We start from the raw sequence: 15324 nt of genomic DNA on the forward strand, positions 1-15324 counted from the left end.
CCTTAGAGCTTGCTGTGCGGTTTCAAATATCGGTGTACGTCCATGCTAACCGCGTGTCTGCGAGAGAGAAATTCTAGTTACGGACGTACACAGAACCATGAGCGGTGGACAGAAAAATATCGCATGACAGATTTTCTAGGACCACGCAGTGAGGTATCTTTAGGGTAACAATTTCTGAATACAACCATATCTAGGGACTGGAGTCTGAATGCATATTACAAGGGTACAAATAGAAGAAGGTTTTTTGGATGGCCTGGATGTAAGCTTCACTCCGGGGTTGAATGCAATAATAGGTGCGCGTGGAACTGGCAAGACTTCATTGATTGAGATAATTAGGTTTTGCCTTGACGTCACTAGTACCTCGGCAGAAACCACGAGAAAAAGTAAGGATCATGCGCTGTCGATACTTGGATCTGGGCAAGTGACAGTTACTATAGCAGATAATGAGCAACTAATATTAGTGACTCGAACTGCTATGGATGATGTTCCCAGAGCGACATCGAATTATCGTAAACCTGTAATTTTTTCGCAGACTGAAATCGAAACCGTTGGGCTCGAGGCTACAGGCAGGCTTAGGTTATTGGATGGTTTTGTAAAATTAAAGCAAGATACCGATCTGGACGAACGAGATATCATAAGTGAGTGCCGCAACCTGACGCGGCAGGTAGAATCCTGCCGCAGAGAAATTGATGAGCTCGAGCAAACGCAAAAAGGGCTGCCTAGTCTCCATGAGGAGCTAAAGAAAATAGCCTATGCAGAGCAGGAGGTATCTAAAAGCTCCCTCGCTTTGCAGGAGAAAGCCCAGCATCTAAACCAGAGATCTAACGAAATCTCAAACATCAGTGTCGTTCTCCAACAGGTGAACAGGCTCAGGGATGGCGTGGCTGGATGGAGTCATGAGGTAAAAAAGAGTGCCGAGTATTCACTGCCCGATGACTTAGATTCTGCGCTAACGGCGTCCATAGCACCGTCAGCATTACCGTTAGTGCAAAAAATAAAAGAAATGAGAAAGCGGATGAATGCAGAGCTTGGGAACGTAATCGCTACATATCATGAATTAGACGCCATCGTAAAAAAATGCACCGCGGATAAAATAGCACAGGAAGATGTTGCGAGGCAGTTGAGGATCGAGATTGAGGGTGTGCAATCTGGTTCAGGCGCAGTTCTAAGAAAAGGGCAAGAGCTTAGAGAGAATATCGCTAAGCTGGAGTCTATAACTGCCTACCTGACTCAGCGCAAAGATATGCTGAAGGCTCTGATAGATAGAAGAGCAATCGCCTTGGATCAGCTTGACACAATACGCTCTGCTCGTTTCCAAGCCAGGCAAGAGGCAGCGAATTGGCTGAATAAGTTAGTGGGCCCAAATATAAGAGTTTCGATTTATAGAAACGGGCAAGTAAAAAAATTCTCAGCTTCTATTTCTGAGAGTTTGAGGGGGAGTGGGCTGCGGTACGCTGAAGTTGCTGACGATATCGCTGAAAATTTAAGCCCGAGGGCGCTGATGGAAGCAGTTGATAATTTTGATACTGAGGCCATAGCTGACGCAGCTAATATTACATTGGATCGCGCTTCGAGAATCCTCTCGCATCTGAAGGGCTGCGATTTGGGGGAGCTGTGTACTATAAATATTGAAGACGAAGTTTCGCTTCAGCTTTTAGATGGTACCGACTATAAAGATATATCGGAGCTATCTACTGGGCAGCGGTGTACAGTTGTATTGCCCCTCATCCTTTCCCACATGAACCGAATGTTGATTGTAGATCAGCCTGAAGATCATATTGACAACGCGTTTATTGCAGAAACACTGATAAAGGTTATCGTTTCAAGAGGGGGGAAGGGGCAAATAATATTTTCTACTCATAATCCCAACATTCCGGTATTAGGGAATGCTGATATGGTACTACACCTAGGATCTGACGGTCGTCGTGGATTTAGGATGTCAGCTGGACCGCTTCAAGAGCAAGATATAGTATCGGCTATCAGTACCGTTATGGAAGGAGGCGCAGCAGCCTTCTCCAAACGTGCGGAATTCTACAACGGGAATTCTTGAGATGACTCGTGAAGAAGCCCTTTATGCGATAGCTAACGGAACATCACATAGCAGGTTTACCGCTTTAGGGGTTTTGGAACGAGTTGCCCTCCCTACAGATATAGAGTTGCTGATGAAGCTTCAGACGACCGAGGCTGACTTGTACGTTAAAAAACGTATCGAGAGAGTCGTATCGAAACTTCACAAAAATTTGCCTGAGAAAACTGAAGTAGATGACGATATAGTACCTGCTGAGGTGAAAAGAAAGGTAAGAGCGGACGCAATTGAGTGGGTGGCAGGACTATTGCTCCATGAGATAGGTTCAAAGCTAGGGCTTTTGGCGAGCGAAATTTCACAGGATGTTCCAAATTTTGAAAGCTCCAACTCAATGCGACGAATTGAACAGCTGCAGGATACATTCGATGGAATTGAGCAGTTAAAAAAGGCAACCTCATCTCCTAAACCAATAGAAATGGATCTTTCCGAGTTCATTCGTGATTCGGTTGAAGTGGAGCGAATTGGTAGAGATGTGGAGGCGTCCTATGTTGGGATTTCACCACTTATTATATTCTGCGACCGAGGTTTATTAGGCCTTGCGTTGTGCAATGGTATAAAAAATGCCATGGAGGCTGCAATGTCAGTGCGTTCTGAGGTTCGTGCTCCGATGATTGTGGTTAGCTGGGGGCAGACCGACAAAGACAACTGGATAACAATTATTGACAATGGTCCTGGGTTACCTAGTAGCTCAGCTAGATCGTTTGTTCTTGGAGAGTCTTCTAAGTCTGGGCATTTAGGCTTTGGTCTCGGAATTGCCAGGCAGGCAATTGAAACACTTCACGGCTCTGTCGAACTCCGAAACTCTGGGGCTGATGGTGCCGCATATGAGCTAAGATGGAGCTTAACTAATTGAATATACTTATTATTGAGGATGAGCAGGACTTTGTAGAGGAAATAATAAGGATAGTTTCCTCAATATGTCGAGAGCCTATTTATACGATCGCATCGTCTATAGAGGCAGCCTCCGACAGGTTACAAAACGGTTTTTTTGATCTCATTTTTCTCGACCTCAAGTTGCCCACGGTTGATGGCGCGATGGATAGTGATCCTCAGCATGGTCGGGACTTATTAGATATGGCCAGATCTGTTGCACCTGGGACACCGATATTTATGCTAACCGGCTCTTCAGCAGAGCAGTTTTTGCCAGAGATGATAGCATTGAATCATCAAGTAGATATCTGGGGGCAAGGTAGAGCTCTTTCTCTAATAGGATTTCAGCCAAAACATAGGATCAACAATCTCCATAAGCTGATTGAACCATATGTGAGTTCCTGTGACGCCGTATGCGATGTAGAAATTAGCACTGATATTGAAATAGATTTGCGGGTTGCGCGACTAGTCCGGATATTCACAGCGTCAGTTGGTGGCGTTTTTTGTGAGGTGCGGAAAATTGGAGGTGGTCTTTCAGGCGCATTAGTCCTCAACTTAGTAGTTAAAGATGGAGATGGAGCAAAAATCCATAACTCTGTAGCAAAGATAGGGGCGCCTGACGATATCCGGGATGAAGTTGAACGACATGATAGGTACATTTTAAGATTAGATCCAAGTTCTACGCCAAGGAAGGTAGCGGTTCTGAGCCATGGGGCAAAAGATACATCCGGGGTGTTCTACAGTTTGGCATCAGCTTCGGATTCTACAGGGTTCTCGATAATTCATGGCAATGCGAGCGTTGTAGTAAAAGGAATTATGGGGTCTCTGCAGCGATGGACTGATGCTGTTACCCAGAGACGTATCTCAATTGAGAGTATACGGCAAGCGTTTATCAGTGATGAGCAGTTTGGGTCGATTCGTCACTTAGTTCAGCACGACTGGATTGATAGATTCGAACAAAGTCCAGTGTTCGCTAACTGCGTTTGCGTTCATGGCGATTTACATGGTATGAACGTTTTGCTTACAGGTAACATGGTCCCAGTAATTATTGACTATGGAGATGTTGGAGAAGGCGTTGCCAGCAGAGATCCTATAACTTTCGAGCTAAGCGTCTTTTTTCATCCTGAGGGACCTCTTAAGGATAGCCCTTGGCCGGATGAAAGAGAGGCGTTGCTTTGGGGTCAGTCGAATTTTGTAACTGACAGTTGTCCCGCGGCTGAATTTTTTAATAGCTGCAGAGAATGGGCGGAATCAGTAGCCGCTGGTAAGCGAGAGCGTGCGGCAGTGGCATACGGGTATTTGGTTCGACAGCTGAAGTATCCTGGCTGCAATGTCGCTCGAGTTAACTCGTTGCTGGGAGGAGTTAAGCGACTATACGATTCAGCTTGATTGAAGCCAGGCTTAGAATTGCTCCGTTTTCCGAAGAATCATTGTAATTATGCTGGTTGATGCGCTTGACATAAACCAGCATATTTCACCCTGGTTTCAATCCCTGAAGTGTTAGCTCTGATGGTGAGTCTGGAGGTGGTCATCCAGTAACGTAATTATAGCGTTTCTCAAGTTTTTAGATTTCTTATGTCGTTAATAGTTGAGTGGTTTAGCAAAGCCTGTAAGCGCTTATTTTCAATAGTCAGCTCGAGAATCTTGGCATCTGCTTCGACAAGTAACGAGGCCGCGTTGTCACGCTGTAATTTTAGGTCTCTGATAGTTTGCTTGAGTGATCGGTTTTTTCTACGATGAGCGAGTGTGCTCTGTCTAGTCGACGGCGCAGATTCAAGGTTGTGCTCGTTGATCCAATGTTGAATTTCTAGGATAAGTGCAGGGTACCGTGATTTTTTTAGGGCAGACGGATCATTTCCAGCCTCCCTGGCTACGTTATTCTGCGTCACAGGAGCACCCTCCGGGAGACGCTCGGGCTTACCTAACTTCAAACGCCCAAAAGCTTCACGGAATGCTTTTTCCGCCCGACCTACAACTGGCGAGGTGTCTATGAGAGATGACATTGAGGGCATTCTCCACTGCGCGTTGTTGAGCAAGTAAAGAGTCACGATATGGTGAATCTATAGGTGCGTCCAATAAACGAGATTTGATCTGTTCTGCTAATTGCTGAATGTTTTGCTTTCTATCTCGGTCAAACAAAGCATCCGCGCACGGTCTTAGGTGATCTCCGCCGCCGCAACGGATAATGTTATCCACACCACCATATTCACAAGGGCCTCGCTTGGTGCATCCACCTAGCATAGTTTGACGCCATGAGACCTGTCCTAACTTTGCTGATTTGCTAAGCTTCTTCATGTCGCTAGCGTCAACAAGCCTCAGGATTTCCGCTTTTCGATCATCTCCATATGGGCTAACAAATCTTTCTGAGAATAATAGTGCTATTTCTTTACTCAGAATCTCGTACATTGTCCGAACATAATGGGTGCAAGCATCGCTGTTGACTTTTAGTTGCGATCGGCCTTGGCCGTAGTAAAGCGACATAGCTCGAGTGGCATGCTTCAATTGGTATTGGACTGAGGCATCTGATACCAGTCCAGAGGCAAGCATATTTACTGCGCCAGTGCGTCGAAGTTGGTGCCAGGCCAACGGCCATAATTCACCTACTTTGAACGCTTCGTCGTCCAATGTTGTAGTAACAAGTCTGGCGGTGATTAAGTCGGATTCAGTAATTTTGAGGTGTTTAGGGTCGAACAAATTAGGGTACGAGTCAATAACGGCTTGGTAGCTGGGATACATTGGGCGGATATGGAGAGGAGTGTCTGTGTTTTTGGCATTAGCCCATGGCTCATAAGAACGCAGTACAAGATGATGAGACTGAATATCCTCTAAAGTAGTGGGGACGCGAGGATTGGCTTCAGCGCAGACTACTCTTAACCGAGCTATGTATCTCATGGCATCAACAGCAAGTTTGGTAGAGGGAGATGTGATCCATCGCGCATCGTCGTCTTCTACGGTTTTTGTTGTAACCCCTCGGAGGGTGTAGATTTTTCCAAGTTTTTCATCAGTCTCAACTTCTAAACAATTAGTCCGGAGTGCCCATGCCTCGTCGATTCGCATCATTGAGAAGTTCAGAATATAGGCGGTACCTACTTTACCAACCATCGTAAAATAACTTGATAGTGCTGAGATGCTGTAGTCCACACTGGCAATTGATTGGTCGGGCTGCAATATCCATTTCTGTAGCAGACCATCTATACCATAGCGTCGCGCTATTGAAGGAAATTTTCCGTCAAACTCGAGTTTCTCAGTTGCTTGATGACTTCTTACACTGAATGGTGAGGGGCGATTCTTGGCCAGATGTTTTGAGCGACTACAGGCCTCCCCTAAAGATCCATAGTATGTTGTATATTTTTCAAGGCAGTATCTATAGCATTTTTCGATGTTGTCTCGGTGACTGTGGAAGTCTTCTAGGAAATTACGTAAGCGACCAACCTGATAAGTCCAAATTCGAGGTGGGATATATGGCGTTTGCTTAACCTGATGTACTGGCATGGAAGCCTGGAATCTGCGCAGTCCCTCTCTGTCAAGGATTGTAAATCCGAGTTTTTCACGTTGTTCAAACAATGCGTGTAGGTGGTGGAGCGCTTCAGAGGCTTTCGAGGGAGGAATGAATGTTAGTAATTTATCGGCGACTCTTGGGAACTTCCATAGGTCAGACGCGGCGATAGATTCATTAGAGCATAGTACGAATAGTGGAAACAAACAGACGAATCGTGCTTTCAGAGAAACTGCGCTAGTTACAGCATGGGGGCCCCATAGCCACCATGCCGCCACTAGGCGCGCTAGTTTGGCATTTACGGAGGTTGTGACAGGATCGTCTTTGCGCTGTGGCTTATCACCGAAATTTAATCTTAGACACTGCTTGGCCCACGGCATAAGGTTCCAGAATGAGTCGCCGTAAAAGCTAACGACTCTTCCGGCGGAGTCTATAACAACAGGGAAATCGTCAGGCGGTGGCCAGCTAGGGAGACGATAGTTTTCAGATTGAGGCAATATTAATGGTGAGTCGATAGCTAGGCGCCAAGAAGAAGCCGTTAAACTCATGAACACACCTCTATCAGCTGAATGAAGCCAGACCACTTTGGATGGTAATAGCCTTCTTCAATACGATCTAACGCCTCAATCACCCAGAGTGCGCGTACGGAGCTACTTAACTTAAACGCGTTCAATTTTTCGGTGAGACGTTCGATAGTCAACATTGCTGGACTATCACTCGAATCCATAACTAGAGCTCTACTCCATGTCAGCTCTAGGGATTTATAATGTCGGTAACTTGCAAGTGACCATACATGGTCCGCGTCATCTAGATCCCGATGATGGGCGCAGAAAATACATCCGGCAGCGCTTAGGCAATTCGGCGCCGGAGATAGAGGCGGCGAATTATTCTGAGGGCTGGGGGTCGGATTGATACATGTCCCAGGACCTGGAGGTTCATATGTTTTTTCGGTAAAAGCATGAAATTTACTAATCTCAGAAACAGCGCACTGGTGGTGCGGCTGGTCGTAAACTTGAAGAAGTGTCTGCTGAGTATGCTGTGCGATTTCTGAGGTTAAGGATACGTCTTTAGATGTTCTAATAAGCCAGTTTACTCTCGTCTTTCGAAGCTCTCTTGGTGAGATGTAGCGAACATTCAGTTTCTTACATATTCTTCTAATCGCCTGAAATTTTGGAGCGATATCTTTAGATCTTTTTTGAGGTGACGACTCAGGAAATAAGAGGTCATAGTAATTATCAGGGAAGAAGTCATTTCGCCACCTTAAGTATCTTTCAAAAACCTCTCGGTACTCACTGAATATTTCGAATTCTATTTCTCCCTGCCTGCGTCCCTTATAGACACGGCGGACTTGGTATCCGCCTAGAAAGCTTTGGAATGTACATTTTTCTATTTTTAGTTTGTGTGCTTGCGACAAGTTCATGCCGGTTTGCGAAATAAAAATTAGCAACTCTGCCTGTATTCGTAGATTGATTAGTGGGAAGCGAGTGCGCCATGAGGCATCTTTCTCCCAGCGCTCGCGAGCTTCTCGCACTTTTTTTCTATCCACAGAGCTCCCGTGCCCAGGAAGTAGATATTTAACAGTGTCTGCCGGCCTTAGTCCGGACCACTCGTCAAGAAATCTGCCGTTGCGAAAGTTGATGCGCACTGGGAGTGATCCGCGAATTGCCTCACTTGATAATGCGTTGACAATGTCTAGTAGGCAGGTTCCAAAATCAAAAGATTCACTCAGCTTTGTTTTGTCTGCGTTAGTGCCTAGCACTTTTTTCTTGTTGTATTTTTTTGGTATACGTGTACTGCGGTAAAGTCCAATTTTCAGGTCTAAAGCCTGATCAAGTAATGAGCTTACTATCGTTGCCTTTCCTGCGATAGTCACTGTCTTCAGCGTCTTGTCTCTGCGTTGCCGAGATAGCAAATGATCCGTCCACGCTATGAAAGTGTCATCTATGGAACTTAATGAAAGGGGAAGTCTTGCTTGCTCAGCCCAAGAATAAAATTGTCTAAGGCAATGTATGCTGGTTTTCGCCGTGAACCGACTGCCACCTGCTGTAATAGTCGTCTGTATGACGCTGTGAATTCTTACCAGTAAGGGTAGGCGTTCAAAAAGCGGTGGTCCAAATTTTCCTTTCGAAAGAAAGTCCTCGAATTTACGAATGTCGGTGGCTGCTCCTCCATAATAAAGTAGTATTTTTAGATCTAGAGGTGTTTCCCTGATTCCATAGGCTACACCTGTAAACTTTAAGTTTGGTACTGGCACGTCTAGTTTATACATATATCAGTGCTTTCCCGAGATAATTCCAAGAAAGGCTTTGGTGAACGAGTTTGCTAGCTCTCGCTTTATCGGAGTTTTTTCTACAAATTTGATGTATTTAAGTGCTGTTGATTCGTTCTTGTGTAGGAGAGCTTCTTTCACTATCGCTACTGCGTGAAGTCCGCCACCAAAGCTGATTGCAAGTCGTGCTAGCTCAGTGGCAAAGGTGCAGCGAGTTTGATGGAACCGAAAATTTCGCATGCTTTGGATTCCGTTAGCTAATGCAATCTTTCTAAATCCATGCATCTCTACATTTATTGCTGCAGATTTATTTGATCCTCGCTGCGCATATGGATTGCCAAAGCGAGTCAAAAACACGAGATCCTTATGGTCTGGCGATGCTTTTATCTCTCGCTTCAGGCGACGTTCGCTATGAGAGTAACGGAGAAGCTTCTCTAATAACTCCCTTGTGATCCAAACTTGCCCTGTAACGTCGAATTTTGTAGCCACGGAGGGAGATGCTGCTGGGCCTACGTTTATTCGGTATAAATTCGGATCGCAAGGGTCAGGTGTTGCGTTAGATAGCGTTTTGACTTTTAGGTCTGTTAATGTTTGAATTCTCATGCCCGTAAAGAAGCCGGTGATTAATAGAAGAAAAAGCTCTTCAGACGCTTGGCTTTGAGCGAAGTCTAAAATTTGATTTCGATCAGATGCAGATACGGGAAGTAACCCGCTTTCTAGTCGTTCACCTGGTCGCGCTCTATTAGGTATGGCCAGATCAGTGGTGGTTATCGCAAGGGTGCGCTTAAAGCCAAAAGGGTTAGATAAATGCACACCTACCGTTCGCTCCTTCCACATGGGCCAGGCAGGTGAAAGAAGGTTCGTAGCTGCGAGCCAGCGATAGAAGCTGACAACTACTCGCATTCGTTGAGAAACTGTCGAAGAGGATAGTTCTGAGTTGTCTCTGGCCGCTACAAGAGCGCCTCGGTAGCGAACTAGACACCGATTCTCCTTTCTAGCAGGGAAGTCCCACCACTTGTTGTCTGACGTTTCCAACCAATTCGCATAGGTATGCAAGCATGTCGCTTTAGCTTGAACCGTCTTCAGATCGACTTCTTGGTTGCAGGCACCTTCCATTAGCCACAGGTTTGCTTCACGCCATGGTTTTCCGTCTGCCCAGAATAATTGTGGGAGCCCTTTAATCATGCGTCCGTCTACAACCCTCTCCCAGTTTAAGCGGTCTTCATGGGCCTCTGAGCGGTAGGGTGTGTGATCAATCGACTCAAGTCGGGCCATGGGTATGTTCCCGTCAGAAAAGCCAACGAACGAGCGTGGGCTTCAAATATATGCTTTACGAGAAGCGTAGCTTGGAGCTCGAAAACGTCCATAGGTGTATTAAGTACTATGTGACGTCCATGACTTTATCTAACCTGTGCCCGCCATCCTTGGGCAGGTCGGCGGGGGCGAGACTCTGGGTGATGCGTCGGGCCGGGTAGTCGAGGCCGGAATTGACGATGGCACTGCGTACCCGGTCCTTGCTTTCCTTGACCGTGGCCTCGGGCAGGCCGACCAGGGTGAGGTTGGGCAGGCCGTTGGCCAGGTGGGTTTCGACGCTGACAGCGGGCGCCAGCACCCCGACCTGGGCGCGGCTGTGGACGAGGGCGAGGGACATGGACACTCCTTGGTCACTGGGGATGCCGCGTCCTGCGGCAGGGGCAAGGATAGCCAGGGGCGTGGGCAGTGGGGGGTGAAGAGTGCGACGAGATTTTGCCAAGGCATGGCGTTTTTTTGTTGAGTGGACACAGTCCGTCAGGCCCACCGTGGCGCAGCAGCGTGAAGATACTTTTTATGTCATATGGCAAGTATTCACTAAGAAAATTGATTTCTCAGCAATTTTAAAAAACATAACCCTGTTTCTGGGTAAACAGAACGCAATCCAGACTAAGCGCTTTCAGCATAAATTGGATCCAATATTAGATATACGCTCACCTCATCCAGCGCCAGCACGATCGCTTACAGGCCAAGGAAAACGCCACCATGATGTTGAAGAACCCTTCCACTAAATACCGCCATTTCAACGTGGTTGATCTGCCGGACCGCACCTGGCCTGGCCAGGTACAGAAAGCCGCACCGGTCTGGTGCAGCGTTGATATGCGCGACGGCAACCAGGCCCTGATAGAACCGATGAACGCCGAGCGCAAGCGTCGCTTCTTCGATCTGCTGGTCAAGGTCGGGTTCAAGGAGATCGAGGTAGGTTTTCCGGCGGCATCGCAGACTGATTTCGATTACGTCCGTGAGCTTATCGAAAGCGGCGCAATCCCTGACGATGTCACCATCCAGGTCATGACTCAGGCGCGTACTCACCTGATCGAGCGCACCTTCGAGGCGCTCAAGGGCGTGCCGCGGGCCATTGTGCATGTCTACAACGCCACGGCCCCTGTGTTCCGCGAAGTCGTGTTCGGTGTCGACCGCGCTGGCTGTATCGATATTGCCACCCAGGCCACCCGTGAGATCAAGGCGTTGATGCAGGCCAATCCGCAAACCCAGTGGACCTACCAGTATTCGCCGGAAACGTTCTGCTTCACCGAGTTGGACTTCGGCCTGGAAATCTGCGACGCGGTCATCGCCGAGTTCCAGCCAACGCCGTCCAACAAGATGATTCTCAATCTGCCCACAACCGTCGAGGTGTCGACGGCCAACGTGTTCGCCGACCAGATCGAATGGTTCTGCAGGCATGTGAGCCAGCGAGACAGCGTGATCATCAGCGTGCACCCACACAATGACCGCGGCACCGGGGTGTCAACTGCCGAGCAGGCGTGCCTGGCGGGTGCCGAACGGGTCGAGGGGACGCTGTTCGGCAATGGCGAGCGCACCGGCAACGTCGATATCCTGACCTTGGCCATGAATCTGTATACCAGCGGCATCAGCCCTGAACTGGACTTCTCGGACATCACCCACGTTCAGCGTGAGGTCGAGTACTGCAACCAGTTACCTACCCATCCTCGTCATCCCTATGCCGGTGAGTTGGTGTTCACTGCGTTCTCCGGCTCTCATCAGGACGCGATCAAGAAAGGCTTTGCGCGCCGCCGCGCAAACCCTCACGGTTATTGGGAAATCCCCTACCTGCCGATCGACCCTGCCGACATGGGGCGCAGCTATGAGGCGGTGATCCGGGTCAACAGCCAGTCGGGCAAGGGAGGCGTGGCGTATCTGCTGGAGCAGCAGGGCATCATGCTGCCGCGGCGTCTGCAAATGGAGTTCAGCGGCGTAGTCCAGCGGGTTGCCGATGCCGAAGGCCGGGAAGTAACCAGCGATATGATCCTGTCCTGCTTCACTGAAACCTATCTGCAGCAGGGCAGGCCCTACACCCTGACCCAGCCCATGCTCACCAGTGACCAAGCAAGCACCTACGTGAATGCTCAACTGCTCGTTGACGGTGGCCGCCTGCCATTGACCGGGAAGGGCAACGGGCCGCTCGCCGCGCTGGTCAACGCCTTTGCCGCACTTGGCCTGAATTTCGACATCGCCGACTACCATGAGCATGCGGTACGTGATGGCGCCCAGGCCGAGGCGATCGCCTATGTGGAAATTCGCGTCAACAACCAGCTGCTTTTCGGTGTTGGTAAAGACAGCAGCATTCTCCAGGCTTCGCTGCAGGCTTTGGTCAGTGCCGTGTGCAGGGCCACTCGCCAGGGCCTGCTCGAGCCCTTGGGCAATACCATCGTCACGGCCTGAGGCGATATCGGCATTGGAAGCCTTGGGAACAGACTGCGGGCATGGTGCGGTGGTGGCCAGCCACGAGGTCCGCATGGAAGGCGATGTATACATGCGGACCTTGCAGCTCAGTTCACGCATTGAACACTGTCAGATCACCCTGGTTTCCGGATTTTGGTCTTCGGACGTGGCAGTTCTTCAGTCAGGCGTGCGCGCCTGCACCTCCACCAGCCCAGCCTCCAGCCCCCGCACCATCACGCCCTCGGGCACCGCTGCACCGGTCGTCACCGGAATCTGCTCGACCGAAGCCTGTGGCGTCGCTCGATACACCACGTAGCGTCCCCCCTGCCCATCATCGCGCAATGCGTGCGGGGGAATGGCGATACCCTGTTCGTCACGCTGCAGAATGATCGACAGGCGTGCGCTCATCCCCGCGCGCATGGGGTGCTGCAAGGGCTGTGCTGGCAGGTCGATCGACACCTTCACTGGGTACTGGGCTCCGGCGCCTTGCGTATCAGCCGTCTCGCTCTGGATACCGATGGCGGTCAGGCGGCCGCTCAGTTCACCGGAAAAGCCGTCGCCACTGATCTGCACCGGCATGCCTTCGTGGAGTAGGCGCAGGTCGGTCTCTTCCACCCGGCTCAAGGCCTGGAAGCGCTCCTGGCCTATCACGCCGAGCAGCGGTACCCCCTGGGTAACGGCGACACCCGTTTGCAGGGGAACGGATTTTCCGCCCTCTTGAGGGGCCGGGCGAACCACATACCCGGCCAGCGGAGCGAGCAGTTCGCGTCGTGCATACAACTGCTCGAGGGCCTGATGGCGCGCTTGGGCGTTGGCCAGTTCCATTGCCGCGATGCTGAGCTCCTCGCCGTGGCCGTGCGCAAGTGTTGTAAGCAGATCCTCGTTGGCGGCGGTCAGGTCCTGGCGCTGGGTGTTCACTTGCTGAGCCAGGCTTTCGACCTCCATTCGCGCGACGATGCCGCGCTCGAACAGCGCCTGGGTATCGCGCAGGCTATTCTCGCTGCGGGACAGGTTCTGGTTCGCGGCCGCCACTGCGCGCCGTGCGCGGGCGACTTCCGGGCTGGAGCTCCAACGTTCCAGGCGTTGCGCCTCTCGACGGGCCTTGAGCAGCTCAGCCTGTGCCTGGCGCAATTGCACTTGCAACTGCGCAGGGTCCAGCGTCACCAGCACCTGGCCTTTCTCGACGTGCTGGCCCTCCTGTACGCGCACGTCGGCGATCAGCCCATCGAAAGGTGCAGCGAGGGTGATGTGGTCCATTGACTGCAGGTGGCCTACCAGGCCCAGGCGATTTTCCAGCAGGCGCGGTGCTACCTGCACCCACTGCGCTTGCGGGGAAGCGCCCGGCTGCTCATCCGCATCGCCGTAGCAGCCCGGCAGATTGGCGAGGGCCAGCACCAGTAGCGCGCGGCCGCCAGTGATCGAGCAAAACCTAGTCATTCAGTGCAATGTCCCAACTGTCCAGCGTGGTGCCCAGGGTCTGGTCCAGTTCGGCCTGGGCGTTCATGTAGCTGATGAGCGCACCCAGGCGCGTATTCTGCGCCGTGCGCAGGTCGTTCTCGAAACTCAGAACCTGGAAGTTGCTCGATCGGCCGACGGTGAGTTTTTCTCGTTCGATCGCTAGTTTGCGTTGCGACAATTCCTGCGCGCGCAGGGCAATCTGGTACTGGCGCCAGCGCACGCCGATGTCGCGCACGGCATTGGTCACGTCCCGCTGGAGTTGCTGACGTGCTTCCTGCAACCGGACTTCCTGGGTTTCCACCCCGACACGCGCATGTACTTCAGCCTGACGGGTACTCAGGTCACCGATCGGAATTTCCACTTGAACACCCACATAATTCTCCCAACTGCGCGCGCTGCCGTTGAGGTTGTTGCGTTCACGTACCTGGGCGCCACCACCGACCAGAGAGACGTCCCACAGGCGCTCGTTACGCGCCACCGTCAGGTTGATCGTTGCTTGCTCGCCGGCAATCAGTTCGATGAGGTAGGTCGGTTGCAGGGCCTGAGCCTGTTGAAGGGCCAAGGAGGTGTCGACATCGATCGCGTCTGCATGGACCGTGTCGCTGGCGACGATGGGGGTATCGAGATCCAGCGCCAGCATCTGCAACAGAGCCAGGCGCGCGGCTTGCTGTTGATTGCGGGCGTCTTCCAGTCCGAGCTCCTGGGTGGCGACTTCGGCTTCGGTCTGGACTATCTCGAAGGCTGCCATGCGACCGGCAGCAATCATTGCCTGGTTCACCTCGAGCAATTGATTGGCCCGCTGCAGGGCGTCGCGGGCAATCTGCAACTGCTCCTGGGTCTGCAGCAGAGTGTGATAACCGATGATGATTCGGGTGATGGTCTGCGCCACGGTGTCTTTCAACGCCAGCCGGTTGACCTGCTCGCCCAGGCGGGCCAGTTGCACCGGTGCCGTGGCGACATCCCTGCCGGCACCGCGCAGCAGCGGCTGGATGACCGTGATGTTGGCGCCGTCGTTACGGGTCAGCCCGGCCAGATCGGCCTCGGTGTGACGATAGGTCCAGCCCAGGCTCAGGCGGGTGCCGTAAGGAGTCAGCAGGGTCGTAGTGGGTGTGATATCCCCTTGGCGATAGCGGTCGGCCTGGTTGTGATTGGACAGGTAGTTGCCGCGGATGAGCAGCTTGGGGCTGAAACGATCCTCGGCCACCCGCAGGTCGAACTTCTGAGCAATTCGATCCAGATAGGCGCTGCGGATCCCGCGGTTGTCGCGCAGACCGAGGTAGATCGCGTCGCTTAGGCTCAAATCAATGCGCTGTGCCTTCAGCGAGAGGCTGGAAACGGCTGGCGAAGGTGCGCTCGACCGGGTCGCCTGGGAAGGCGCGAGCGCCAGGCTGGCCAGGGCAGGCCCGGTGCTCATGATCAGCAGTAGCAAGG

At 51.2% G+C, this 15324-nt stretch carries 9 protein-coding genes and 1 pseudogene; 4 read left to right on the forward strand and 6 right to left on the reverse strand.

Translation table 11 applies throughout. From position 1 onward, the window contains the following. Positions 1–208: 208 nt before the first annotated feature. The 3 genes from AB688_RS03015 to AB688_RS26035 are packed head-to-tail and all read left to right on the forward strand — an operon-like array spanning position 209 to position 4345. Positions 209–2050, forward strand: coding sequence for an AAA family ATPase (locus AB688_RS03015; protein ID WP_063542084.1), 1842 nt, complete (start codon positions 209–211; stop codon positions 2048–2050). Between the two features lies 1 nt (position 2051). Next, positions 2052–2939: an ATP-binding protein gene (locus AB688_RS26030; protein WP_081255183.1), complete on the forward strand. Its 888-nt coding sequence runs from the start codon at positions 2052–2054 to the stop codon at positions 2937–2939. Continuing rightward, complete coding sequence (locus AB688_RS26035) at positions 2936–4345, forward strand: response regulator (protein WP_081255184.1); 1410 nt, start codon at positions 2936–2938, stop codon at positions 4343–4345. Before AB688_RS26030 ends, AB688_RS26035 begins: the two co-directional genes overlap by 4 nt. A gap of 555 nt (positions 4346–4900) precedes the next feature. Here AB688_RS26035 and AB688_RS27115 read toward each other — a convergent pair. The 4 genes and pseudogenes from AB688_RS27115 to AB688_RS03040 all read right to left on the reverse strand — a co-directional run. Continuing rightward, positions 4901–6448 carry a hypothetical protein gene (locus tag AB688_RS27115; protein ID WP_231100284.1) on the reverse strand — a complete coding sequence of 516 codons (1548 nt, stop codon included), beginning with the start codon at positions 6446–6448 and terminating at the stop codon, positions 4901–4903. A gap of 548 nt (positions 6449–6996) precedes the next feature. After that, positions 6997–8721, reverse strand: a complete 1725-nt coding sequence (locus AB688_RS26695; RefSeq protein WP_063542086.1) for a site-specific integrase — start codon at positions 8719–8721, stop codon at positions 6997–6999. 3 nt (positions 8722–8724) lie between these two features. Further along, complete coding sequence (locus AB688_RS03035) at positions 8725–9996, reverse strand: site-specific integrase (RefSeq protein ID WP_063542088.1); 1272 nt, start codon at positions 9994–9996, stop codon at positions 8725–8727. Positions 9997–10135: 139 nt separating this feature from the next. Then, positions 10136–10372, reverse strand: a pseudogene (locus AB688_RS03040) (magnesium chelatase domain-containing protein); the annotation flags it as partial. A gap of 365 nt (positions 10373–10737) precedes the next feature. On the opposite strand from AB688_RS03040, the gene leuA reads away from it, so the two are divergent. Then, positions 10738–12435 carry a 2-isopropylmalate synthase gene (gene leuA / locus AB688_RS03045; protein WP_063542090.1) on the forward strand — a complete coding sequence of 566 codons (1698 nt, stop codon included), beginning with the start codon at positions 10738–10740 and terminating at the stop codon, positions 12433–12435. A 177-nt stretch (positions 12436–12612) separates the two neighbouring features. Here leuA and AB688_RS03050 read toward each other — a convergent pair whose 3' ends face one another. Further along, positions 12613–13872, reverse strand: coding sequence for an efflux RND transporter periplasmic adaptor subunit (locus tag AB688_RS03050; RefSeq protein WP_063542093.1), 1260 nt, complete (start codon positions 13870–13872; stop codon positions 12613–12615). After that, entirely contained in the window at positions 13865–15307 is a 1443-nt protein-coding gene (locus AB688_RS03055; protein ID WP_416766238.1) for a TolC family protein, read from the reverse strand. Before AB688_RS03055 ends, AB688_RS03050 begins: the two co-directional genes overlap by 8 nt. Positions 15308–15324 lie beyond the last annotated feature (17 nt).

The organism is Pseudomonas putida, from assembly GCF_001636055.1.
Classification (GTDB): Bacteria; Pseudomonadota; Gammaproteobacteria; order Pseudomonadales; family Pseudomonadaceae; genus Aquipseudomonas; species Aquipseudomonas machongensis.